General features: G+C 66.1%; 21 protein-coding genes and 2 pseudogenes. 12 read left to right on the forward strand and 11 right to left on the reverse strand.

Going from position 1 to position 22,097, the window contains the following annotated elements; translation table 11 throughout:
- The first annotated feature begins 50 nt into the window (after positions 1-50).
- From ACFO5K_RS22760 to ACFO5K_RS22770, 3 genes are all read left to right on the forward strand, one after another.
- The gene (locus ACFO5K_RS22760; RefSeq protein WP_378566629.1) at positions 51-1,487 is read left to right on the forward strand and encodes a phosphotransferase; all 1,437 of its coding nucleotides are present in this window, start codon (positions 51-53) and stop codon (positions 1,485-1,487) included.
- A 93-nt stretch (positions 1,488-1,580) separates the two neighbouring features.
- Entirely contained in the window at positions 1,581-1,829 is a 249-nt protein-coding gene (locus ACFO5K_RS22765) for a hypothetical protein (protein WP_378566632.1), read from the forward strand.
- Positions 1,830-1,929: 100 nt separating this feature from the next.
- The gene (locus tag ACFO5K_RS22770) at positions 1,930-2,286 is read left to right on the forward strand and encodes a hypothetical protein (RefSeq protein ID WP_378566635.1); all 357 of its coding nucleotides are present in this window, start codon (positions 1,930-1,932) and stop codon (positions 2,284-2,286) included.
- An 82-nt stretch (positions 2,287-2,368) separates the two neighbouring features.
- Here ACFO5K_RS22770 and ACFO5K_RS22775 read toward each other — a convergent pair whose 3' ends face one another.
- Positions 2,369-4,399 carry an FAD-dependent oxidoreductase gene (locus ACFO5K_RS22775; protein WP_378566638.1) on the reverse strand — a complete coding sequence of 677 codons (2,031 nt, stop codon included), beginning with the start codon at positions 4,397-4,399 and terminating at the stop codon, positions 2,369-2,371.
- On the reverse strand, positions 4,396-4,950 hold the full coding sequence (locus tag ACFO5K_RS22780) for a PadR family transcriptional regulator (RefSeq protein WP_378566641.1): 555 nt from the start codon (positions 4,948-4,950) through the stop codon (positions 4,396-4,398). Before ACFO5K_RS22780 ends, ACFO5K_RS22775 begins: the two co-directional genes overlap by 4 nt.
- A 90-nt stretch (positions 4,951-5,040) precedes the next feature.
- On the opposite strand from ACFO5K_RS22780, the gene ACFO5K_RS22785 reads away from it, so the two are divergent.
- Positions 5,041-6,360 carry an MFS transporter gene (locus ACFO5K_RS22785; protein WP_378566644.1) on the forward strand — a complete coding sequence of 440 codons (1,320 nt, stop codon included), beginning with the start codon at positions 5,041-5,043 and terminating at the stop codon, positions 6,358-6,360.
- Positions 6,361-6,446: 86 nt separating this feature from the next.
- Here the strand turns inward: ACFO5K_RS22785 and ACFO5K_RS22790 are convergent, their stop codons facing one another.
- A complete protein-coding gene (locus ACFO5K_RS22790) occupies positions 6,447-7,094 on the reverse strand; it encodes a TetR family transcriptional regulator (RefSeq protein ID WP_378566647.1) in 648 nt (215 codons plus the stop codon).
- Positions 7,095-7,239: 145 nt separating this feature from the next.
- Between ACFO5K_RS22790 and ACFO5K_RS22795 the strand changes: the two genes are divergently transcribed.
- Genes ACFO5K_RS22795 through ACFO5K_RS22805 form a run of 3 tightly spaced genes read left to right on the forward strand, consistent with a single transcriptional unit; the run spans position 7,240 to position 9,840 of the window.
- Positions 7,240-8,331: a ferredoxin reductase gene (locus ACFO5K_RS22795; protein ID WP_378566649.1), complete on the forward strand. Its 1,092-nt coding sequence runs from the start codon at positions 7,240-7,242 to the stop codon at positions 8,329-8,331.
- A 40-nt stretch (positions 8,332-8,371) separates the two neighbouring features.
- A complete protein-coding gene (locus ACFO5K_RS22800) occupies positions 8,372-9,520 on the forward strand; it encodes a fatty acid desaturase family protein (protein ID WP_378566652.1) in 1,149 nt (382 codons plus the stop codon).
- Entirely contained in the window at positions 9,520-9,840 is a 321-nt protein-coding gene (locus ACFO5K_RS22805) for a hypothetical protein (protein WP_378566655.1), read from the forward strand. The genes ACFO5K_RS22800 and ACFO5K_RS22805 overlap by 1 nt, the downstream gene beginning before the upstream one ends.
- Here ACFO5K_RS22805 and ACFO5K_RS22810 read toward each other — a convergent pair whose 3' ends face one another.
- Positions 9,841-10,299, reverse strand: a complete 459-nt coding sequence (locus tag ACFO5K_RS22810) for a DUF4254 domain-containing protein (protein WP_378566658.1) — start codon at positions 10,297-10,299, stop codon at positions 9,841-9,843. It abuts the gene before it with no gap.
- Positions 10,300-10,639: 340 nt separating this feature from the next.
- Between ACFO5K_RS22810 and ACFO5K_RS22815 the strand changes: the two genes are divergently transcribed.
- A complete protein-coding gene (locus ACFO5K_RS22815; RefSeq protein ID WP_378566661.1) occupies positions 10,640-10,960 on the forward strand; it encodes a hypothetical protein in 321 nt (106 codons plus the stop codon).
- 2 nt (positions 10,961-10,962) lie between these two features.
- Here the strand turns inward: ACFO5K_RS22815 and ACFO5K_RS22820 are convergent, their stop codons facing one another.
- The 5 genes and pseudogenes from ACFO5K_RS22820 to ACFO5K_RS22840 form a co-directional block, all read right to left on the reverse strand.
- A complete protein-coding gene (locus ACFO5K_RS22820; protein WP_378566664.1) occupies positions 10,963-11,955 on the reverse strand; it encodes an ABC transporter ATP-binding protein in 993 nt (330 codons plus the stop codon).
- A gap of 2 nt (positions 11,956-11,957) precedes the next feature.
- Positions 11,958-12,791 carry an ABC transporter permease gene (locus ACFO5K_RS22825; RefSeq protein WP_378566667.1) on the reverse strand — a complete coding sequence of 278 codons (834 nt, stop codon included), beginning with the start codon at positions 12,789-12,791 and terminating at the stop codon, positions 11,958-11,960.
- Positions 12,784-13,659 carry an ABC transporter permease gene (locus ACFO5K_RS22830; RefSeq protein ID WP_378566670.1) on the reverse strand — a complete coding sequence of 292 codons (876 nt, stop codon included), beginning with the start codon at positions 13,657-13,659 and terminating at the stop codon, positions 12,784-12,786. Before ACFO5K_RS22830 ends, ACFO5K_RS22825 begins: the two co-directional genes overlap by 8 nt.
- Before the next feature lie 224 nt (positions 13,660-13,883).
- Positions 13,884-14,648 carry an alpha/beta fold hydrolase gene (locus tag ACFO5K_RS22835; protein ID WP_378566673.1) on the reverse strand — a complete coding sequence of 255 codons (765 nt, stop codon included), beginning with the start codon at positions 14,646-14,648 and terminating at the stop codon, positions 13,884-13,886.
- A 169-nt stretch (positions 14,649-14,817) separates the two neighbouring features.
- Positions 14,818-15,138: pseudogene (locus ACFO5K_RS22840) on the reverse strand (glycerate kinase); the annotation flags it as partial.
- Positions 15,139-16,683: 1,545 nt separating this feature from the next.
- On the opposite strand from ACFO5K_RS22840, the pseudogene ACFO5K_RS22845 reads away from it, so the two are divergent.
- The 4 genes and pseudogenes from ACFO5K_RS22845 to ACFO5K_RS22860 form a co-directional block, all read left to right on the forward strand.
- Positions 16,684-17,211, forward strand: a pseudogene (locus ACFO5K_RS22845) (AAA family ATPase); the annotation flags it as partial.
- 168 nt (positions 17,212-17,379) lie between these two features.
- Positions 17,380-19,011, forward strand: a complete 1,632-nt coding sequence (locus tag ACFO5K_RS22850; protein WP_378566951.1) for a hypothetical protein — start codon at positions 17,380-17,382, stop codon at positions 19,009-19,011.
- Positions 19,008-20,132 carry an aminotransferase class V-fold PLP-dependent enzyme gene (locus ACFO5K_RS22855; RefSeq protein WP_378566676.1) on the forward strand — a complete coding sequence of 375 codons (1,125 nt, stop codon included), beginning with the start codon at positions 19,008-19,010 and terminating at the stop codon, positions 20,130-20,132. The genes ACFO5K_RS22850 and ACFO5K_RS22855 overlap by 4 nt, the downstream gene beginning before the upstream one ends.
- Positions 20,129-21,052, forward strand: coding sequence for an aminoglycoside phosphotransferase family protein (locus ACFO5K_RS22860; protein ID WP_378566679.1), 924 nt, complete (start codon positions 20,129-20,131; stop codon positions 21,050-21,052). The genes ACFO5K_RS22855 and ACFO5K_RS22860 overlap by 4 nt, the downstream gene beginning before the upstream one ends.
- Before the next feature lie 54 nt (positions 21,053-21,106).
- On the opposite strand, the gene ACFO5K_RS22865 is transcribed toward ACFO5K_RS22860, so the two are convergent.
- Together ACFO5K_RS22865 and ACFO5K_RS22870 are read right to left on the reverse strand one after the other, a co-directional pair.
- Positions 21,107-21,349, reverse strand: a complete 243-nt coding sequence (locus tag ACFO5K_RS22865; protein WP_378566682.1) for a hypothetical protein — start codon at positions 21,347-21,349, stop codon at positions 21,107-21,109.
- Between the two features lie 194 nt (positions 21,350-21,543).
- Positions 21,544-22,077: a hypothetical protein gene (locus tag ACFO5K_RS22870; protein WP_378566685.1), complete on the reverse strand. Its 534-nt coding sequence runs from the start codon at positions 22,075-22,077 to the stop codon at positions 21,544-21,546.
- Positions 22,078-22,097: the final 20 nt, after the last annotated feature.

Genomic DNA, 22,097 nt, shown 5'->3' on the forward strand with positions numbered 1-22,097 from the left:
CACGGCGCGTCCGACGACCGGGGCGGCTTTCGGCCGGAGCTGGTGCGGCAATGGCTGACGACCAGGTCTTCGGCATGGGTGAGCAGGAACGAGCCCGGCCCACCTGGCCCGCGCTCACCGAGGACGAGGTCGCCCACGCTGTCGCAGCCACCTGGGGTGGCGCGCAGCCGCTGGTGATCGAATGGCGCAGCCCGCGTCCGCTGTCGTCGACGGTCGGGGTGCGGTGCTCCGACGGCGCGCGTCTGGTGGTGAAGCGGTTGCCGTTGCGATTGCGCGACGAGGCGGCACTGGCCGAGGAGCACCGCTTCACGGCACATCTGCGCGCAGCGGGGATTCCGGTGCCCGAAGCGCGGGCTGTCGTCGGCGACCGGCTCTCTGGAACAGTTGCTCGGCGATCTGCGCCGGGCAACTCCGGGCCTGACTCGACAGCGAATGAGGTGGCGGCTCGGCGATCCGCGAAGCGCGATTCCCGGCGTGACTCGGCAGAGGGCGAAGTGGTTGTTCGGCGATCCGCGACAGGTGGTTCGGGGCATGACTCGACAGAGCGTGAGGTGGTTGTTCGGCGATCCGCGACAGGTGGTTCGGGGCATGACTCGACAGAGCGTGAGGTGGTTGTTCGGCGATCCGCGACAGGTGGTTCCGGGCGTGACTCGATAGAGGGCGAGGCGGCCTCTCGGCAACTCACCACCGGCGATGCTGGTCGCGGCCGGACCGGGCAGGAAGCGGCTGGGGGCTTCGTCTACGAGGTGCAGCGCGCGGGGGTCGGCGAGGACCGGTACCGCGAGGACTTCTCGTGGTCGCCGTACCGCGACACTGTCGACGCGGCAGCAGCGGGCGCGATGCTGGCCCGACTGCACCTGGCCGCAACGGGTTTCGATGCACCGCCACGACCGGCCCGCCCACTGGTGTCCACCATGCACGGTGGCGTGATCAGCGCCGTCGACTGGCACATCGCTCGCCGTCCCGCCCTCGCCCGCTTCCTCGCCGACCGTGACTGGCGCACCGAAGTCCCCGACCTGCGCGCCGATCTCACCGCCGCGACTCCGCTGTGGACCCACGGCGACTGGCACCCCACCAACCTGCTGTGGCAATCCCACGAGGTTTCCTCGGTGATCGACTTCGGCCTGGCCGACCGCACCACTGCCATGTTCGACCTGGCCACCGCGGTCGAACGCAGTGCGGTCGACTGGGTTTCGCTGCGCGACGGCGGTCCGGCCCACGTCCGCACCGACCAGATCACGGCCCTGATCGAGGCTTACCGATCGGTGCGACCACTGGCCGCGGGTGAACAAACCCTGCTCACCGACCTGCTGCCCCTGGTGCACATCGGCTACGAACTCTCCGAGATCGACTACTTCCTCACCGTCGCCCACGATCCGCACAATGCCGAAATCGCCTACCGCGATTGGCTGATCGGGCACCTGCACTGGTACATCAGTCCCGCCGGGCAGGACCTGCTCGCCACGGTACGGGCCGCGGCGGCCTGAGTGCACCCCGGATCGCCCTGCGCACCCAGATCGCCCTGCGCGCCCCGATCGCCCCGACGCACCCGGCGCACCCGGATCGCCCGGCGCATCTCGATGGCGCGGCGCACCTGGACCCCGGCGCCCCCTGATTGTCCTGCCACCCCGATCGCCCGGCGCACCCTGATTGTCCTGCGCACCCGGATCGCGCTGCGCACCCGGATCGCGCTGCGCACCCGGATCGCGCTGCGCACCCGGATCGCGCTGCGCACCCGGATCGCGCTGCGCACCCGGATCGCGCTGCGCACCCGGACCGCGCTGCGCACCCGGACCGCGCTGCGTGGCCGGATCGCGCTGCGTCGCTGAATCCCTCTGCGCTGCCGTGGGATCCGAATCGGCCACCGACTACCCTTGCCCTTTTCGACCCGAGCCGACAAGTGCGGCCACCGAATCAGGAGGCACCTCCGTGTCATCGACACTGACGCAGATGATCGTGATCGTCTCTTTCGCCGGTGCGGTGCTGCTGCTCGCCGTGCTCATGCGCGTGCTCACCACCAACCAGCGCCGCCGTGGGCTGCCTGCCGGTTTCATGAAGCTGTACGGCTTCGTGGCGCTGGGCGGATTCGCTCTGCTGCTGGTGGCCCTCGATGTCGAGCCGGAGGATCAGGGGATCAAGATCGCCGCGTTCACCCTGCTCGGCATCGTCGCCGGCTACCTGGCGGGCTCGCCCGATGCCGACCGGAAAGAGGAGACCACCGACCCGCTGCCCGCCGATGACGACGCCCGCGAAGACAAGGCGCCCGCCGAGGTCGCGGCCAAATAGCACACCCCGCCCACCGGATGCGAGTTCGGTGGGCGGGGTGTGACGGTCGCCCGTCGCGTCGGACGACCGGGTCAGGGGGAGGTCAGAGGCGCGCGGCCAGGCGGGTGCCCTGGTCGATGGCGCGCTTGGCATCCAGTTCGGCGGCCAGGTCGGCGCCACCGATGAGGTGCAGTTCGACTCCGGCGGCGCGCAGCGGTTCCTCGAGCTCGCGCACCGATTCCTGTCCGGCGCAGACGATCACGTTGTCGACCTCGAGCACGCGCGGGTTCTCCCGCTGCTCACCGAAGCTGATGTGCAGGCCCGCGTCGTCGATGCGTTCGTAGTTCACCCCGCCGACGTGCTCCACACCCTTGGCTTTGAGCGCGGCGCGATGCACCCAGCCCGAGGTCTTGCCGAGGTCCTTGCCGAACGGGGTCGACTTGCGTTGCAGCAGCACCACATCGCGGGCCGCGGGGGAGGGGTTGGGCGCCTTGAGCTGGCCGCGGACCTGCTCGTCGTCGGCGTCGACGCCCCATTCCTCTTTCCACTCGTCGAGCTTGAGCGTGGGGTGGCCCTCGACGGTGAGGTATTCGCTCACGTCGTAGCCGATGCCGCCGGCGCCGATCACCGCCACCTTCTTGCCGACCGGCTTCGCTTCCTTCACCAGTTCGGCGTAGGACAGCACCATCGGATGATCGATCCCGGGGATGTTGGGGATGCGCGGGCGCACACCGGTCGCCAGGATCACCGAGTCGTAGTCGCCCGCGATCAATTCCTCGGCACCGACCCGCTTGGCCAGATGCAGGGTGACACCGGTGAGTTCGATCTTGCGGCGGAAGTAGCGGATCGACTCGTCGAACTCTTCCTTGCCGGGGATGCGGCGGGCGATGTCGAACTGGCCGCCGATCTTGTCGTCGGCCTCGAACAGGTCAACGTGATGGCCGCGCTCGGCCAGGCTCACCGCCGCCGACAGCCCGGCCGGTCCCGCCCCCACCACGGCGACGCGTTTGCTGCGCCGGGTCGGCAGCAGCTGCAGCGTGGTCTCGCTGGCCGCACGCGGGTTGACCAGGCACGACACCTTCTTGTTGCTGAAGGCGTGATCGAGGCAGGCCTGGTTGCAGGCGATGCAGGTGTTGATCTCGTCGGCCCGGTCACCGCGCGCCTTGTTCGCCCACTCGGGGTCGGCCAGCAGCGGGCGCGCCAGCGAGATCAGCGCCGCGTCACCGCGGGTGAGGATCTCCTCGGCGATCTCGGGCATGTTGATCCGGTTCGAGGCGCACACCGGGATGTTCACCTTGCGGGCGATCTTGGCGGTGAACTCGACGAACGCCGCCCGCGGCACCGAGGTGACGATGGTGGGCACTCGTGCCTCGTGCCAGCCGATGTCGGTGTTGAGGATGTCGACGCCGACGGCCTCGAGCTCCTGTGCCAGGGCGATGATCTCGTCGAAGGTCTGGCCCTTGTCCACCAGTTCGGCCATCGACAACCGGAACACGATGATGAAATCGGGGCCGACCTCGGCGCGGATACGCTTGGCGATCTCCACCGGCAGCCTGCGCCGGTTCTCCGCGGTCCCGCCCCACTTGTCGGTGCGCTTGTTCACTCGCGGCGCCAGGAACTGGTTGAGGAAGTAGCCCTCACCGCCCATGATCTCGCAACCGTCGTAGCCGGCGAACTTCGCCAGCCCGGCGCAGCGCACGTAGTCGTCGATGGTCTTCTCGACACCCTTGCCCGACAGGGCGCGCGGTTTGAACGGGTTGATCGCCGACTTCACCGCCGAGGCCGACACACTGGTCGGCATGTAGGAGTAGCGGCCCGCGTGCAGGATCTGGATGGCGATCTTGCCGCCCTCGGCGTGCACCGCCTTGGTGATGGCGCGGTGCCGGTAGGCCTCGGTCTTGTTGGTGAGTTTGCCGCCCAGTGGTGCCAGCCAGCCGGTGCGGTTGGGGGCGTAACCGCCGGTGATGATCAGGCCCACGCCGCCGCGCGCCCGTTCGGCGAAGTAGGCGGCGAGCTTGTTGGTGTCCCAGGCGCGGTCTTCGAGGCCGGTGTGCATGGAGCCCATGACCACCCGGTTGCGCAGGGTGGTGTGGCCGAGGTCGAGTGGCTCGAACAGGTGGGGATAAGCAGTCATGGGCGGTGTTCACCTTTTCGCGGTCGCAGGGCCTGCAGTACTTCGTCGCACCATTCGACGTAGCCGGACTCCGCGCGGATGCCCGCGCGCAGCACCAGATACTGGTGCAGGGCGGTGCCGGAGAGCTGGTCCGGCACGGGGAAGAATTTCTTTTCACTGAGCCGGAACTCGTCGAGCCGCTCGGCGTGCTGGGTGCGATGGCGGGCCACCTCGGCACACACCGCCTCGATGTCGCCGTGGGCGGCGCCGCGGATCTTGACGCCGAGCTCGTCGCGCGCGGGCACCGCGTCGGTGGGCTGGGCGATCCAGCGGGCCAGTTCGGCGTGCCCCGGTGCGGCCACCGAATACACCTTCTTGTCGGGTTTGCCGTGCTGGGTCACCGATTCCACGGTCACCCAGCCGGCTTCCTCCATACGCTTGAGGACCCGGTAGATCTGCTGGTGGGTGGCACTCCAGAAGTAGCCGATCGACTTGTCGAATCGGCGAGCGAGCTCATATCCCGAGCCGGCCCGTTCGCTGAGCGAGACCAGCAGCGCGTGCTCCAGTGCCATGCGAGGAGAATATCCGGAACGATCGGTACTATGCAACCAGGTTCATATGTTTGCTCCGCATGAACCGTCGATCGCCATTACGCTGCGCCCATGACCGAGGTGAGCGCGTCGCAGACCGTCGGCGAGGCGGCCGGACGCGGACAGGTAGTGGCCTGGGGGTTGTGGGACTGGGGGTCGGCGGCCTTCCAGGCCGTGACGCTGACCTTCGTGTTCTCGGTGTATCTCACCGACACCGTCGGCGACGACCTGCCCGGTGGGATCTCGGCCAGCGCCTGGCTGGGCTGGGCGCTGGCCGCCGCCGGTCTGCTGGTCGCGGCGACGGCGCCGGTGTGCGGGCAGTATTTCGACGCTGTCGGCTCCCGCAAGCGCGCGCTGGCCACACTGACGGCGCTGACCGTGGGCGCGATGTCGCTGATGTTCTTCGTGCACGACGACCATGGCGACCTGTGGCTGGGCCTGGCGCTGCTGGCGTTCGCCTCGGCCACCTTCGAACTGGCCGGAGTGCCCTACAACGCGATGCTGCGGCAGGTCTCCACGCCCGCCACGGTGGGGCGGGTGTCCGGGTTCGGCTGGGCGATGGGCTATTTCGGTGGCATCGTGCTGCTACTCATCTGTTACGTGGGATTCCTGGCCGGCGAGGGCGACACCCGCGGTCTGCTGGGGATGCCCACCGACCAGGGGCTCAACGTGCGGTTGGCGATCGTGCTGGCGGCGGTCTGGTTCACCCTGTTCGCGCTGCCGGTGCTGTTCGCGGTACCGGAACTGCCCCGCACCGATGCCGATCCGGGTGCGGCGCGGGTGGGATTCCTCGGTTCCTACCGGGTGCTGTGGCGCGATGTGCGCGACCTGTGGATCAGCGATCGGCACACCGTGTGGTTCCTGCTGGCCAGTGCCGTGTTCCGGGACGGATTGGCCGGGGTGTTCACCTTCGGCGCGGTGCTGGCGGTGCAGGTGTACGGTTTCGCCGCCGCTGATGTGCTGTTGTTCGGCATCGCCGCCAATGTGGTGGCGGGTGCGGCGGCGATCGCGGCGGGGCGCTTCGACGACCGGATCGGCCCCAAGCGGGTGATCGTGGGTTCGCTGATCGGGATGATCGCCTGCGGAGCGATGCTGCTGGTGGTCTCGGGCAGCCTGATGTTCTGGATCTTCGGCCTGGCCCTGACGGTCTTCGTCGGCCCCGCGCAGGCTTCGGCCCGTTCGTTCCTGACCCGTCTCGCCCCGCCCGGCCGCGAAGGCCAGCTGTTCGGGCTCTACACCACCACCGGCCGCGCCGTCTCGTTCCTCGCCCCGGCCCTGTTCGGCCTGTTCGTCTGGGTCTTCCAGAGCGACCGTGCCGGTATCGCGGGCTTGCTGGTGGTGCTCACCGCCGGCCTGCTGGCCCTACTCCCGGTGCGCGCTCCGAGTCGCTGACCTGTGCGATATCACGATCTGCGGCACCGCATTTTGTGAACACCCGTACTCCGAACAATCGGGGATCCGGCCGGTGCCCAGGTGGTTCACCGCTGTTCGGCTGGTTTCCAGCTGGTGATGCCCAGCGCGATCAGGCGCATCTGCATGACCGTGCGCTCGACGATGGCGGCTTCCTCGCGCGGCGTGGCGGCGATGAAAGCCGCGATTCCGTCGGTGACGGTGGTGACCAACAGGTCGGCCGCGATCTCGAGTTCGGTGGTGCTCCACGAGTCCAGCGCGCGCAGCCGGGACAGGTCGGCGACGATCTCGCGCACGATCAGCTGCATCTCCATCGCGATCGCCTGGCGCAGCGGGGCGGGCCCGCCGTGACGCTCGCGGATGAGGAAGCCGAACAGGGCGCGTTTGGTGCGTACCTGGTCGAACACGAAGCGCACGGTGTCGGCCAGATGCGCGTCGGGCTTGCGCCTGACCTCGCGCAACGCCAGGCGCAGTGCGGTGACACCTTCGTCGACCAGGGTGGCGCCCAGATCGTCGAGTGAAGCGAAATGGCGGTAGAACGCCGTCGGCACGATGCCGGCCGACCGCGCGATCTCGCGCAGGCTCAGCGCCGCGAAACCGCGGTCCGAGGCCAGCGTCAGGGTGCCCTCGAGGAGCGCTGCCCGAGTGTGCGCTTTGCGCTCATTCCGGGTTCCTGCCTGCTCAGTCACATCGGTGAGCATACAGCCGTTCACCATAGTCGCTCCCTTGGATGTGTTGCCCGGCTCACATCTTTGCCGGTTGACAGTGGGCCGGGGGTATCCGGCACACTAGTGAGTGTACAGGCGTGCACTGAAAGTTGGACCGCACGCTCACGGAACTTCCGCAGAGGGGCAACACGCAATGGTGGGACTGATCGACCTGGTGCAGACGTTGACGACGCCGCATCCGCTGGACCGGTACCTGGAGCTCGTCCGCCCCGCGCTGACCGCGCGAGAGCTGCGCGCCGAGGTCACCCACGTCTCACACGCGGTGCCCGGCTCGGTGACCCTCACGCTGCGCGCTTCGCGACAGTGGCGGGGTCACACGGCGGGCCAGTACGTGCAGATCGGCGTCTCCATCAACGGTGTGCGCCACACCCGCTGCTACTCGCCGATCGACCCGGAGAGTCGCGGCGACCGCTACCTGCAGATCACCGTGAAGGCGCACCCGGGCGGGCTGGTGTCGAACTACCTGCACGAGCACGCCGCGCCCGGCATGGTCGTCGACCTGGCGCCCGCCGCCGGTGTCTTCGCGCTGCCCGCGCAGCGGCCGGAGAAGGTGCTGCTGGTCAGCGGTGGCAGCGGGATCACCCCGGTGCTGTCGATGCTGCGCACCCTCGACGCCGAGAACTACGCGGGCGAGGTCACCTTCCTGCACTACGCGCGCCAGCCCGAGATGGTGCCGCACCGCGCCGAACTGACCGCGATCGCCAACCGGCGCCCCAACTTCCGCGTGGAGTACCGCTACCCGGTGGAGCCCGGTACCGTGGTGGACGGTGAAACCTCCACCGGCAGCGGGTTCTTCGACTACGACGAGCTCGACCGCGTGGCGCCGTGGTTCGCGCAGGCACAGACCTTCGTCTGCGGGCCGCCGCCGCTGATGCGGGCCGTGCAGACGATCTTCGAGGCCGAGGACCTGCAGGATCGGGTGCACAGTGAGGAATTCACCCTCACCACCGTGCCCACCGACCCGTCCGAGGCCACCGGCACGATCACCTTCTCCGGCAGCAAGGTCGCTGCCGACAACAACGGAGCAGCGCTGCTCGACCAGGCCGAATCCGCCGGTCTCACCCCCGAACACGGCTGCCGCATGGGGATCTGCTTCTCCTGCACCGCCACCAAGGTCTCGGGGTGCACGCGCAACCTGCGCACCGGCGAGCTCGACGCCGACCCCGACAAGCAGATCCAGATCTGCATCAACGCACCCGTCGGCGACGTCGACATCGCCCTCTAGACCACCGATTTCCGAGAAACAACCCAGGGGAGATACAGCCATGACGATCCTCACCGAAGGCAAAGACGGCCCGGTCATCCTGAGCCCGGAGCAGGTCGACGAGCTCGGCGCCGCACTCGACGAGCTGCGCGCCCGCGTGGTCGCCGACCTCGGCGAACGCGACCGCGATTACATCTACAACATCATCAGGACCCAGCGCGGTTTCGAGATCGCCGGCCGCGGGCTGATGTACCTGGGCTTCCTGCCGCCGTTCTGGCTGGCCGGTGTCGCCGCACTCGGTGTGTCGAAGATCCTCGACAACATGGAGATCGGCCACAACGTCATGCACGGCCAGTACGACTGGATGCGTGAGCGCGGCATCAATTCCCGCGAATTCGACTGGGACACGGTCTGCCCGGCCGACCAGTGGAAGCACTCGCACAACTACATGCACCACACCTACACCAACATCCACGAGATGGACCGCGACATCGGTTACGGCATCCTGCGCATCGACGAGGGCCAGAAGTGGCACCCGTACTACCTGGGCAACCCGGTGTACGCGTTCCTGCTGATGGTGCTGTTCGAGTGGGGCGTGATGGTGCACGACCTCGAGGCCGACAACATCGTCAAGGGCAAGCGCAAGTGGTCCGACCTCAAGCCGCTGCTCAAGGGGCAGGGCAAGAAGGCGGGCAAGCAGGTCCTCAAGGACTACGTGATGTTCCCGGCGCTGACCGGCCCGCTGTTCGTGCACACCCTGGTGGGCAATGTCGCGGCCAACCTGGTGCGCAACGTGTGGACCTACTCGATCATCTTCTGCGGTCACTTCCCCTCGGGCGTGCAGACCTTCACCAAGGACGAGACCGCCGAGGAGACCCGCGGCGAGTGGTACGTGCGTCAGATGCTGGGTTCGGCCAACATCCGGGGTTCGCGGCTGTTCCACATCATGTCGGGCAACCTGTCGCACCAGATCGAGCACCACCTGTTCCCCGATCTGCCGGCCAACCGGTACCCCGAGATCGCACCCGAGGTGAAGGCGCTGGCCGAAAAGTACGGCCTGCCCTACAACACGGGTCGTTTCTCCAAGCAGATCGGTTCGGTCTGGGCCAAGATCTTCCAGCTGGCGCTGCCGGATCGTTTGGTGAAGAGGGCCCCCAAGCCCGGTGTTATCGTTATGCGTAATCGGAAGGCAACCGAAGTGGGCGTGTAATGATCGGCAAATTCGAAAGCAACAAGGATCTCGTCCAGGAATTGACCTCCTCCGGTGCGCGACGGGTGGGCAATATCGCCGCCATCATCACCGGAACCGTCGTCGAGGTGGCTCGGGAGATCGGTGAATTCGTCACCGACGCGATCGAGATGAACGAGGCCGCCGCGGCCGCCCGCCGTGACGCCGCGGCCGACGCCGAGGTCGCCGAGTCCGCCGAAGATCTCGACGCCGCGCCCGCGGCTGATCTCGGCGAACCCGCCTGGCTCACCGAACCGGTGAGCGAGGCCGGCGAACCGAAGCCGGCCACCGAGCAGCGCTGATCACCACACCGGCAACCGCCTGCGGTGTTCGGTGACGTCGGTGATCAGATCTCGGTAGCCGTCGGTGAGTTCGGCCAGCCGGCACCACTGCAGATGCGTTCGACCCTCCGGATCGCCGCCCAGCGCACGCTGGGCGGCGATCCATTTCGCTGCCATCCGGTCGATCACCGCGCCGAGGGTCTCGGTGTGCAGCGACGCGCCCGCCCGGTGGGCCACGTGGGTGGTGACCCAGTCGTCGATGCGGGCGATCAGCGCGGCGCGTTCGGCGTCGATGTCGTCGAGGTGGTGGCCGGGCGCGCCGTCGAGCACGGTGCGCCGGCGATCGTGGCAGCGGGCGAGTCCGGCGGCCGCGTCGAGGACCCGGTGGCGCGTCGGGCCGGGCTCGCCGGCTTCCACAAAGGCCCGCAACAGCGCCGAGGGCGACGGCAACGGCGCGAGATGACCGGTATTGATCGGCATGTGAGGCCCCCTGATGACACCCGTGTCGAATACGCCGGTGCCGGGCAGTGGTCACCGTGAAGTGCATTCCCCGGCACCGGCGTAGCCCCGCCCGGGCGTCGACGAATGAATCCGCGACGCTGCAGAGGTGAAGACGGCCCGGGGAAAATCGGGACCCCATCAGGAAAGCGCGATTCGGCCCCGGCACGCAATAGTATGGTGTACAAAACACGGGCTCGGTAGAAATCGTTATCCATCATAACGGCCGAGTCACTTCACACCGAGGGCTGCGGCGCATTCGTGGCAACCATTTTCCCGGTGTGCGCCGACGGCGGCTGCACATGGACTAACCTCGGTCAATGTGCCGGCTTATGTGTCCTCACCCGAGTTGACGTTCGGTTTCCTGTTCGCGCTGGAAGACCCGCAGCGAATCGCCGACGTCGTGCGTGGGCTCATGGAGCGGCGCGCGGTGTCGGTGTTCCGGCTCGCGCGCCTGTCCGACGACGACGGCCCGCCGCAACGCTATGTGGTGAACTGGGCCGCCATCCCGCAGATCTCCATCACCACCAGCGCACCCGAGCCCGATGAACTGGCCGCCCAGCGGATCATGCTGGTCAACGCCTTCCTCAGCGAGGGCGGCGAGGTGAGTATGTACGCGGGGAACCCGAACGCGTCCAGCTGAACTCAGCGCGCCGACTCGTAGATCCGGCGCACCACGTCCTCGATGCCGGGTTCCTCGATCGACAGATCGCGCACCTGCGCCCGATCCGACACCGCTGCCAGTAATGCCGCGGCGGTGGTCTGCTCGGCGTCGAAGGCCAGCCGCTGGCGCATACCGCCCGCCGCGCTCGACAGCAGTTGCGCACCGCAGGGCAGGTCGTCGAGGTCCGGTGTGGGTGTGGCCAGGTCGACCACCAGCACCCGGCGCGCGCCGACGGTCGCGCCGAGTCCGGGCAGCGAACCGTCGTAGACCAGCCTGCCGTGATCGACCACGAGCACCCGGTCGCACAGTCGTTCGACATCGCCCATGTCATGGGTGGTGAGCAGCAAGGTGGTGCCGCGCTCGATGCGCTCGGCGCGCAGGAACTCGCGTAATCGCTGCTTGGACAGCACGTCCAGCCCGATCGTCGGTTCGTCCAGGATCACCAGCTCCGGTGAATGCAACAGCGCGGCGGCCACTTCCGCGCGCATGCGCTGACCGAGCGATAGCTGGCGCACCGGGGTGTCGAGGGTGTCGGCCATTTCCAGCTGCTCCACCAATTCGTGGGTGCGCTTGTCGGCGACATCGGGATCGAGGCGGTGGATCGCGGCCAGGATCGAGAACGACTCGTGCAGCGGCAGGTCCCACCACAGCTGCGAGCGCTGCCCGAACACCACACCGATCCGCGCGGCCAGTTCTCTGCGCTGGCGCACCGGCTCCAGACCGCAGGTACGTACGGTGCCCGTGGTCGGCACCAGAATGCCGGTGAGCATCTTGATCGTGGTCGACTTGCCCGCTCCGTTGGCCCCGATATAGCCCACCGCGGAACCGCGTTCGACCCGGAAACTCATCCGGTCGACGGCGGTGATGGTGTCGCGATGCCTGCGCCAGCGGCGGCCGTTCTTGCGATACACGGTGAACTGGCGGGAGAGGTCGGCGATGTCGATGATCGGATCCGACCGGTTGGGCTCGTCCATCGTTATCCGCCCCCTCCCTGATAATGCCTCGTACCGATCCGCCATGCCGCCGCCGCCAGCAACCACACCCACGCCGCGGCCACCGGTGTCAGCCACGCCGACCAGGCGGGCAGCAGTGCCGGACCGGGCAGGCCGAGCAGGGCGATGGTCGGCACATACGCCGTGAACGCGACGGGGATCGCGAACCCGAACAACAGTTTCAGCGGTGTCGGGAACACCGAGGCCGGCTGCATCGCGGCGAACGAACCGCCGTAGGTGAAGCTGTTGGTGAGCTCGGCACCGTCGATCAGGAAGAACTGTAGCCCCGCTGCGCATACGAAAAGGCCACAGAACAGCGCGATTCCACTGAGCAGGGTGATCACGATCAAGATAACCGGGGCGATGCCCCAATCGATATCGTTGCGCCACAGCCCGATCGACAGCACGATCACCGCAACGGCCGCCCGTGCCAGTCTACGCAACGAGATGTCGCTGGTCACCAGTTGCGCGAGCAGCGGCTGCGGGCGCAGGTGGTAGGCGTCGAGGGAGCCCATGCGGATCATCGACGGCAGCGAATCCAGATGCCCCACCAGCACCTGGGCCAGTGCGAACGCGGTGTTGGACAGGCCGAACAGCAACAGCGCCGCGTTCACGTCGAGCCCCCCGAGGGTGCCGACATTGTGGAAGATCACCCACACCTCGGCGAACTCCACCAGTCCGATCAGGAACGCGCTGAACACCTCGGTGACGAACGAAATCCGGTACACCTGCTGTGCTTTCACACGCGAACGCAATACTGCGAGGTAGGGGGTGAACCAGGTCCCGGCCAGCGTGCGCGCGGTCTCCGGTTCAACCACCCTGTACCTCCAGCCTGCGTTGTCCCGCCCGCAACAACACCCTGCCGAGCAGCCCGATCATCAGGACCCAGAACGCTTGCACCGCAACGACGAACAAGGCCCCGTTCGCATCGACCCGCCCCGACAGCGTATCGATCGGTGCCTGCAGGATGGAAGGAAACGGCGTAGCCATCGCGATGGCCCGCAACCAGTCGGGGAACATGTGCACCGGAACGAAAAGCCCCGCAAGGAAGGTGCCGACGATCTGGTAGAGCACCCGGATGCCACGGATCTCCACCACCCAGAAACCGATCAGCGCCACCGCGAACAAGCACAGGAACGACAGGGCTACCGCGAGCAGCACGCTGAGCACCCCGAGCAGATAGGCCAGCGGGGTCGTCGGCATCGACAGGCCGAAGGTGGCCGCGCCGATCGCCAGACTCGGGACCGCGCGCGGCAGGAACGTGCACGCCGCCCGGCCCATATCGGTGGCCAGATAGCCGAGCTGGACGTCGACCGGGCGCAGGAAGTCGATCGCCACATCACCGGACTTGATCCGTTCCACCAGATCCAGCGGCGGGCCCATGAACTGGGTGGCGCCCAGCAGTGCCTGCGACAACCACACATAGGCGACGATGGTGCCCTCGTCGTACCCGCCGAAATCACCGGCCGAGCGCACCGCGGCGACCATCACCGCCGCACGGACGAATCCGAATACGCAATTGGTGAACAGCCCGGCGAACATCGCCAGCTTGTACTGCGCCTGCCGCTTGAACCCCGCCCGCGCCAGCGTCCAATACACGCGCGCGGTGCCGGGCTTGCGCCTACGTCGCCGAAACCGTCGCACCGCGAAGCCGAGCCGCCCATCCCCCTCCGCACTGCCCCGCACAATCAGCCAAGTCTAGGCCGCGACACCCCGCTCAGAACGAGAACCGGACCAACCGCAGACTCCGAACAGCCGTCACGACGAACTCAGTGCTTCGGGAAGCCAGTCGCGAACAGGATCGCGATGGCGACCGAGCTGACCACGGAGATAGCGAGAATGATCCACATGAGGCGCAAGGTTACCTGTCGGTACTACTTGACACCCCATCGCCCGGGGTGACCGCTGTCTCAGCCCGCGGCGGCGGTCCCCTCGGCTGCACACCGGTCGAGAAACGGAGTCACCGTCCGCAGGAACAACGCGGGATTTTCGCAGAAGCTTTCGTGGCGGGCGGCCAGCACGGCGACCTCGGCATGCGGCAGCTGCCGCCGGAGCCCCGCACGGTTGAGCAGCCACGGATTGACCGGGTCGTAGCGCCCCCACACCACCTGCACCGGTGTGCCCGGCAGCAGGGGCGCACCGGTGGTCAGGTCCGCGCTGGGATCGACGAGACCGCGCCAGAGGCTGCAATACACCTGTAAACGGTCCGGCCGGCCGGGCACCGCCTTGGCTCGCTCGTAGACAGCCCGGAGGTCGGCACCGCGGGGCGCGCCCAGATACAGCCGGGCAGCGGGCGTGATCGCCCGGCGCGCGACGCCCGGGCGCCCCATCGTCCGGCAAACCGCCCGGGTGACCGCGTTGAGCGGTACGAAACCGGCGGGCTGCACCAGCACCACTCCCGCCATGGATCGCCGCTGCGCCAACCGCACCGCGGCGTAACCACCGACGCTGTTGCCCACCACGACCGGATCCCGGTACCCCGCGCCGGCCAGCGCGTCCCAAACGGTTGCGGCGACATCGGCGAGACCGAGCATGGTGACCGCCGCCGGGTCGGTGACGGTGGATTCGCCGTACCCCGGCCAGTCCACCGCGGCGACGGCGAAGCGTTGTCCGAGCGCCGGAAGCACCGGACCGAAGTCGCGATGGTCGCCAGGATTCGCGTGCAGCAGAAGCAACCCTGGAGCCTCATCGGGCGAGCGGCCGGACAAGTGGACGGCCACCGAGCCGAGCGCCGTCGGCACCACCAGCTGTGCTCGCGTTTCTCCTGATGTCATCAAGCCCCCTCGATCTTCGATGTGTCCCTTGCCATTCTGCTACATCGCGGAGGGAGCGCGACTGGTCCGGGGCCGCGACCACACCACCCAGCAGAATCATCCGCACGGTCCGCTCAACGGCGTCGGTCAGTAACCGTCGTGCCCCGGAAGCGGCGTCGGCGAGCGGCATCGAGACCGGGATGATGGAGGCGATCGCGGCGATCCCGATGTCGTGTACCGCCGGTGCTCCGTCGCCGAGCGACCCCGCCAAGGCGATCACGGGGACACCGTGCCGGGCCGAGCGCCGGGCGATTTCGGCGGGTACCTTGCCGTGTGGTGTCTGGAAATCGATCGAGCCCTCGGCGGTGATCACCAGGTCGGCCTTCGCGATTCGGCGTTCCAGGTCGATACCGCACGATTCATCGGTCGGGTCGGCACCGCCCAAGTTCATCGCGGTGCCCCCGCCAGCGACGCGCCGGCGCTTGCCTCCTTACATCGCTACTGGGACTTGACCGCATGTGTGCCAAATCTATCCTTCACCACAGACGAAACCCAGCCTGACAGCCGTGATAGCCCCCTCGCGAAGGTTTCGCACGCCGGCGGAGTCGATATCCCATTTCGTCAGGTCCTCCGAGACCGGATCGAGTGGGCGGGCTGTCATATGGCAACCATCACTGAATTTTCCCCTGATGCCCCAGTTGTAGGGTTCTGGACCAACAAGAGAAAAACGCACACCCATGGACAAACCGGGACCGGAGATCTTTTCGACCCAACCGTCGCCCGCGTCAACCAGATATATGGATTCGTAGGCGCATCCAGTATTTCCGCAAATCGATCCGAAATGCACGCGCTCATATCCAACTACCATCGTTTCCTCGGCATGCCTCCGGGGTACGGCGTTTGGGGCTTGACTGGCGTAATAGTATGTCGTGACCCCGATGGCCACAACAATGAGCATAAGAAGTCCGAACCAACGAACGATATTTCGCCTCCGGCCTACTTGCATGTGTATACACCATCGATCATGTCCGAAGCTATCTGGCGCGAGATATCAAATCGGTTGATATAGTCCATGGCTGCGGGGCCGAATTCTTGATTCGGGATATAAGTATCCAAGAACTGCCCTTCCGAATTGTATACCAGGACCTCGGGTCGCAGTTGGCTGAGCAGGGCGACCGCTCGACGGAGCCGCTGGTCGAGCCCGCCGCGCAGCCCTGACAGGCCGAGATGCCCAGGCAATCGCGTAGTCCAGCCCGCGCTGTACTACGCGATTGCCGTTATTGAGTCGAGAAGGGAAACAACCTGATGCATGTCATGCGGAACACGAAGGGGCACGACGACACCGGTGCCATCAGACCCGGCGTAAGTTTCAGCGGGAACGACTATGTGAGCCTGCAACTACGCGACAGCGATGACGACCCAGGCCGAGCGCTCATCCTCGAACCGGGCAAATGCAATCACGGCGTTACCATCTGCCGAGAATGCGCCGAGAGCTGGGAAATCGACTACCACGTCCACTACTACTACACGGCAGGCGGACGCCAACTCCTCGAACACATCCAGGTAGACCGAAACCCTGCGACACCCCCTGACACGGACCTAACACCGCCCATCTAGCGATTGGTGTAGATCAACTGGTGGGTATGGGTGACACTGGCACGGGGGGCGGCGTCACCACGTAGGCGGTCATCGTCACATGCTCTCCGTGACGTACCGCTCGGGACGAATACCGCGGACGCCTGATGGTGGCCCTCACCCTGAACCTTGGGTGAGGGCCAACCGCCGTCCACCTGCCGCCGAATCCTAGAGCGCCCCAACATCTCCCGGTGCGCAGGCAAACCAGCATCTATGATTTGTGACTGGAACCACGTGTGTTGTGCGAGGACCGTCGGGAGGGGATTTTGTGCCGGGGACAGGTGCTCCAGCGCCGCTGGTAGACCGGGTTGACGAGCTAGCGATGCTACTGGCGGTCGTCGACCGTTCTGTCGAGAGCCGCGAGGCGCAGGTTGTCGTTCTCCGCGGTGAGGCCGGGGTCGGGAAGACCAGCTTGCTTACCAGATTCGCCCACGAAGCCGCCGAACGGCACAGTGCTTCCCACCTGCTCACGGGCTACGGGCAAGCGATGCTGAACTCACTGGCCTCGGACTCGTTCCAGGCCGTCCGAGAATGCCTGCGATCGTTGGCTGCCTCGGCGCAAAGATCTGGATCGCCGTCGCGCTGGCAGCGAATCGCGCAGTCGTTCAAACAGAATGCGCCGGACTGGATCGAGTCGGTTCCGGTGGTCGGGCAAGTGCTCGCGGCTGGTGTTCGGACCGGTCAGTCGTACGCGGCCAGTGGCGGCGACCGGACCGAGATGGACAGTCGGCTCGACCAGCTGCTTCGGCTGATCGAGGACATCGTCACCGATACTCCGCTGGTGATGGTGGTCGACGACCTGCACTGGGCCGACACCGCCACGATCGACCTGCTGACGGCCATCGCGCTGCGGGTGCGGGGCCCGCTTGTCTTGGTCCTCGCGTACCGGTCCGATCAGTTGAAGTCCGCCGATCAGACTCATCCCTTGCAGCGGACAGTCTTCAAATTGTGCCGGTATCGTCCGGAGACGCCGGTCATCGATCTGTTGCGCCTTTCGCCGCACGACACCGAGGAATTGGTGCGCCGCACCGTCGTCGGTCCGAGCGCCTCACATAGTGTCGTGTCGCGGATCGTCCGGCTCAGCGATGGCAACCCCCTGTTCGCCGAGTCGTTGGCCCGAGTCGACCGACACCGCTCCCACCACCCGCCGAGGCAGATCACCTCCGTCATCGAAGATCGACTGTCCTACTTGAGCTCCGAGGACCAGCGGTTGCTCGAAACCGCCGCCTTGATCGGCTACAGCTTCGAGGTCGACTACTTGGCCCAGCTCACCCGGATCGACATCGACGACGTATACGAGCGTCTCCACGTTCTCTTCGACGAACATGATCTCGTTCGTCCCGCTGATCAACGAAACCGCTACGACCGCTACCGCATCCATCACCCCCTGTTCGCGCAGGTGCTGCGGGAACGTGGCGCGGCCAATGAGCCCCGGTGGCGTCGTCATCACGCCAAACTGCTTCAGATCATCGAAGCGGAACAGGACTGGGACGATGAGCTGTTCGTGCGGGCGGCCGCGGTAGCCGTCGAGGCCTCCAACGGGCCAAAGGCCGGGGCGCTCGCACTGCAAGCCGCTCGCCGGCAATTCGCGCTCGGGGCGGTCTCGAAAGCCCGTGACCTTGCGCGGATCGCGGTTGAGAACACTCCGTATTTCGACGCGTTCGCGCTGCTGGCCGAGTGTCTCTCCGCTGGAGGCGATCACGCTGCTGCCGTCGATGCGTGCGTTGCGGGACTCGGGTTCGCTGAAGCGGTAGCACCCGCCGAGGTCGCGCATGTTCGTCTGTTGTGGGCTCGGAACCTTCGCATGACCTGCCGATGGGCCCAGGCCGTCGAGGTTCTCGACCAATTGGCGATCGACTTCCCTGAGCCTGGGGGAGTGCTGGCTGAGACGCTGAATCTCTACGCCGAAGTCGCTCTGTGCGGGCCGAGTCAGGATTGCGCCAGGTGTGTCGAACTGTGCGACCAGGTCGCGGCGATGTCGACCGAACCCGAGGTGCAATCACGCGCCTTCGGTCACCGCGGGCTCGCGCACCTGGCCGCCGGTCAGCCGATGGAGGCCGAGCAGTGGTTGCAGAAGGCGATCGACGTCGCCCGCGCGGCAGGGCACCCGTATGCCGAGTACGAGGCTGTGCACTGGCTCAGTAAGAAGACGATGGCGTGCTTGGAGGTCGAACGCTCCGCTGAGCTTCTCGCGCAACTCCGGGAGATGTCGCAGACCTCCGGGGTCGCTAGCGAGAACCCACCACATGTCCGCGATCTCAGCCGGGTCCTCGGGACGCGTGGTGAATTTCCCGACGCCGCCAACGCTTTCGCGGTGTTCACCGACATCAGCCAATCGGCAGCGGCCGGTCGGGTCTCGACCACCCTGGCGTGCCAACTCGCGGAAATCGAGTCGCTGCGGGGTCCGTTCGCGGCGGCTGAATTCCTCGACGAGGTACTCCGCGCCGCGAATGAAGACTTCCTGCTCGCCGATTCGCGCGAGCTGCTTCGAGGGCTGGTCGAACGCCTCGGCGCTCGCCCGCCGGGATGGAACCCGGTCGCTTTCGCGGTTGCTGAATTGGAGGTGCCCCTCGCCGACGCGCAGGCGGCTGACGCGATCTTCCGGTTCGACGTACCCGATCTTGGGCACCTGCGGGCAGGTCTGGCGTGAAACCCGAGGCGAGCGCGGCCTTCGCGTTGCGTCCTGACCTCACCCAGTTCAATCACGCGTCCTATGGGCTGAGTTCGCGGCGGATCATTGCCGAAGGAGACAGGCTCCGTCTCCAGATCGAATCCGACCCGACCGTGCATCTGGGATCCGAGCTGACCCGCCGTCTCGCGGCGCAGACGACGTCGGTTGCCGAAGTGCTCGGCGTCGACGGTACTCGAATGACACTGTGCGCCAACGCCACTTCGGCTGCGGCAGCGATTGTCGCTTCGGTGCCGATCAGCCCGGATAGCACGGTGGTTGTCCTCGATGTCGAGTACTCGTCCATTCGTCGTGCCTGGGAGATCGCGTGTTCCAAGGCAGGGGCACGGTTGGTGTCCGTCGCCGTGCCGGTGCCGCTCGAGTCGACTGACGCTCTGCTGGCCACCCTCGATGATCAGGTTCCGGGCAGGGTTGACTACTTGCAGGTCAGCGCGATCACCTCGTCAACCGCGATTCGGATGCCCTTACCGGCTCTCGGGGAGTGGGTCGAGCAGCGAGGTGGCCGACTGATCGTCGATGCGGCGCACGGTCCAGGGCACATCCCTTTACCTCCCGAGCTGTGGGATGCGGCTGCTGTTTTCGGGACCCTCCACAAATGGTTTCCGACCCTGCGTCCCGTCGGCTTCCTCTGGCTTAACTCAGAGCTCGACGTCCGGCCGGCGGAAGTTTCGCTGACGTGGGACTCCTCCGATCTCGTCGAGAGATTTTCTTGGCCGGGGACATTCGATCCAGTCCCTCGTTTGTGCATGGAGACGGCGATCGGGCAGTGGCTCGAATGGCAGAGCGCCGGGCTGATCGATGACTGTGTGAAATTGGCAGACGCCGCTGATCAGCTGCTGGCCGATGTTGGCGCCCGGCACACGGCCGCAACGGAATTCAAGCCGCCACGCCTTCGTTCGTTCATACTCGACGGAGTGACAGCGCCCCAGATCAAGGACGCACTCCTGGCCGCCGGTATCCGGGCATGGGTCGGCAACGGCGCGGGTGGAGAATGCCTGCTGCGACTCGCGACCCACATCTACAACGACGAGAACGACGTCGATCGTGTCACCAACCGAATCCAGGAGGTGCTGTCTCGATGAACGTCCCGACAATCCCCGAACGGCTGGAAGCAGCCATCATCTTCCTCCGCGGCGAGGACGACGGTCGAGCCTGGCTCGGAACCCTCCCGGATCAGCTCGCCCGGTATGCCCAGCGATGGGGGTTGGAGCTGGAGAGCATCGCCGACAACGGTGCGATGTCCTGCTGCGCGTACTGCACCGAGACCGAAACAGGCCGAGCCGCGGTGCTGAAGATCCCCGTCGACATCGAGGCCGGTAACACCGAGATGCAGATGATCGACCGGTGGTCGGCAGGCAACGCCGCACCGTCGGTCTTACGTCAGGACGTGAATACCGGCGTCTTCCTGATGACCCGCATCATCCCGGGCACCGTGGCGTGGCCCGGTGGTGACCCCGTCGAGTCCGCGAGCTTCGCGACACTTCTCAGCCGTCTCAACTCGCCGGACTTGCCAGAACCGCCAGCTCTGAAAGACCTCGCCGACGTGATCGAGATGCGAATGGGCTGGGCAAGAGAACGTTTCGACGACCCCCGGTTCGTGGACGCCATCCAACGCATCAACGGCAACCAACACCTCGCGGACGCACAGGTGGTGCTCGACAAGCTCTTGACCACCACCGAACAGCCTCTAGTCCTCCACGCGGATCTGCAGGCCAAGAACATTCTGCAAGGTCCTGACCTTTGGTACACGATCGACCCACTAGGGGCCGTCGGCGACGTCAACGCCGAAGCCGCACTGTGGGTGGCGATTCAGGACGGGCCGCGCACGATTGGTGAGCGACTCGACGATCTGGCCAAGCACCCGCTGCTGACGCCGAACCGACTGCTGGCCTGGACATATGTCCTCGCCGTTGCCGAGTATCGGCCGTACCTGCCGGCATCAGGGGAGCGAATTGAGCGCTTCGTACGTGCCATGAATCGTGGAATCATCGACTCGCTTTGACGGCAAGATCCGTAGCGGAGCGGGGCCCAAGGGTTTGCTTCCCATCAGCACGAATCAACAGTCCGTATGTACGAAGACCCGGCTTTTCTCGTCGCCGCCGTCGTGGATGACGACGTACCGTCTCGGATCCCGGTAACCCTCGACCGAGTGCTCGTTTCCGGCATCAGTCGTCAACAGATCGCTCATCCCGGTCGCGTCCCAGTACGACTTCCACGACGGGGGTACGCCGGGAGCGAACTCCGAGAATCCGGATCGTTGCTTGAACTCGCTGACTGACCCGATCTTGATGTCGACCACTGCTACTGAGGTCGACTCTCTGAATTGGGTGTCATGCTGGTACCACACGACATCCGCACCCTCCGGGAACGGTAGGTTTGCACATGTCGACAGGTGGTTCAGCTGGTCTTCCTGATCGCCGGAACATCCCCCGATCCCGGTAGCGATTGCGCACCCAACGAGACACAGAGCGACCGTCTTTCCGCGAAGATATTTCACAGCTTCTCGACCCGTCTGAACAGAAGTTCGGCCTCGCCGTGGACGCGGAAACTCCGCGCCCAACCAGCTTCCTCGAGGTGGCGCATCTCATTGTTCACGACACTGAGAGGCCCAGTCTCCGAGTCCTTGTCGTAGTTATAGTACTCGTAGACATAGGTCTTGTAGATGATCTCAGCCTGGAGACCACCGTCTACTTCGGAGACCGTTGTGTCGCTGCCTACCGCCACATCGTAGTGGCCCAACGCATGGTCGATATCGTCGTCATCTCCTGGTTGAACACCGAGCCATACTGAGCTCAACTCCTGCGTGATACCGATCTGGGGATTCTGGCGTGCCTGGTTCTTGATTTCCTCCACGCCTTGCGCAAATGCTGCTTTCGCCCCAGCGGTTGCCATTACACGGATGTAGTGGCGGGTACTGATCTCGTAGATGAAGCCGGCTGGTTTATTATCGAGATATCTTGCGAGGAGGTCCGAGGATAATTCCCATCCCTGGCTGTCGAAATATGTTCCCGCTGCTGCGGCATCCACACTCGCCGCCGCGGCGATTG

It is taken from the genome of Nocardia halotolerans, from assembly GCF_042650145.1.
GTDB lineage: Bacteria > Actinomycetota > Actinomycetes > Mycobacteriales > Mycobacteriaceae > Nocardia > Nocardia halotolerans.

What these genes read in the sequence shown, in the direction of transcription:
- ACFO5K_RS22760 (WP_378566629.1), top strand. Translation starts at nt 51, where the DNA reads ATGGCTGACGACCAGGTCTTCGGCATGGGTGAGCAGGAACGAGCCCGG.
- ACFO5K_RS22765 (WP_378566632.1), top strand. Translation starts at nt 1,581, where the DNA reads ATGGCGCGGCGCACCTGGACCCCGGCGCCCCCTGATTGTCCTGCCACC.
- ACFO5K_RS22775 (WP_378566638.1), bottom strand. Translation starts at nt 4,399, where the DNA reads ATGACTGCTTATCCCCACCTGTTCGAGCCACTCGACCTCGGCCACACC.
- ACFO5K_RS22780 (WP_378566641.1), bottom strand. Translation starts at nt 4,950, where the DNA reads ATGGCACTGGAGCACGCGCTGCTGGTCTCGCTCAGCGAACGGGCCGGC.
- ACFO5K_RS22785 (WP_378566644.1), top strand. Translation starts at nt 5,041, where the DNA reads ATGACCGAGGTGAGCGCGTCGCAGACCGTCGGCGAGGCGGCCGGACGC.
- ACFO5K_RS22790 (WP_378566647.1), bottom strand. Translation starts at nt 7,094, where the DNA reads ATGGTGAACGGCTGTATGCTCACCGATGTGACTGAGCAGGCAGGAACC.
- ACFO5K_RS22795 (WP_378566649.1), top strand. Translation starts at nt 7,240, where the DNA reads ATGGTGGGACTGATCGACCTGGTGCAGACGTTGACGACGCCGCATCCG.
- ACFO5K_RS22800 (WP_378566652.1), top strand. Translation starts at nt 8,372, where the DNA reads ATGACGATCCTCACCGAAGGCAAAGACGGCCCGGTCATCCTGAGCCCG.
- ACFO5K_RS22805 (WP_378566655.1), top strand. Translation starts at nt 9,520, where the DNA reads ATGATCGGCAAATTCGAAAGCAACAAGGATCTCGTCCAGGAATTGACC.
- ACFO5K_RS22810 (WP_378566658.1), bottom strand. Translation starts at nt 10,299, where the DNA reads ATGCCGATCAATACCGGTCATCTCGCGCCGTTGCCGTCGCCCTCGGCG.
- ACFO5K_RS22820 (WP_378566664.1), bottom strand. Translation starts at nt 11,955, where the DNA reads ATGGACGAGCCCAACCGGTCGGATCCGATCATCGACATCGCCGACCTC.
- ACFO5K_RS22860 (WP_378566679.1), top strand. Translation starts at nt 20,129, where the DNA reads ATGAACGTCCCGACAATCCCCGAACGGCTGGAAGCAGCCATCATCTTC.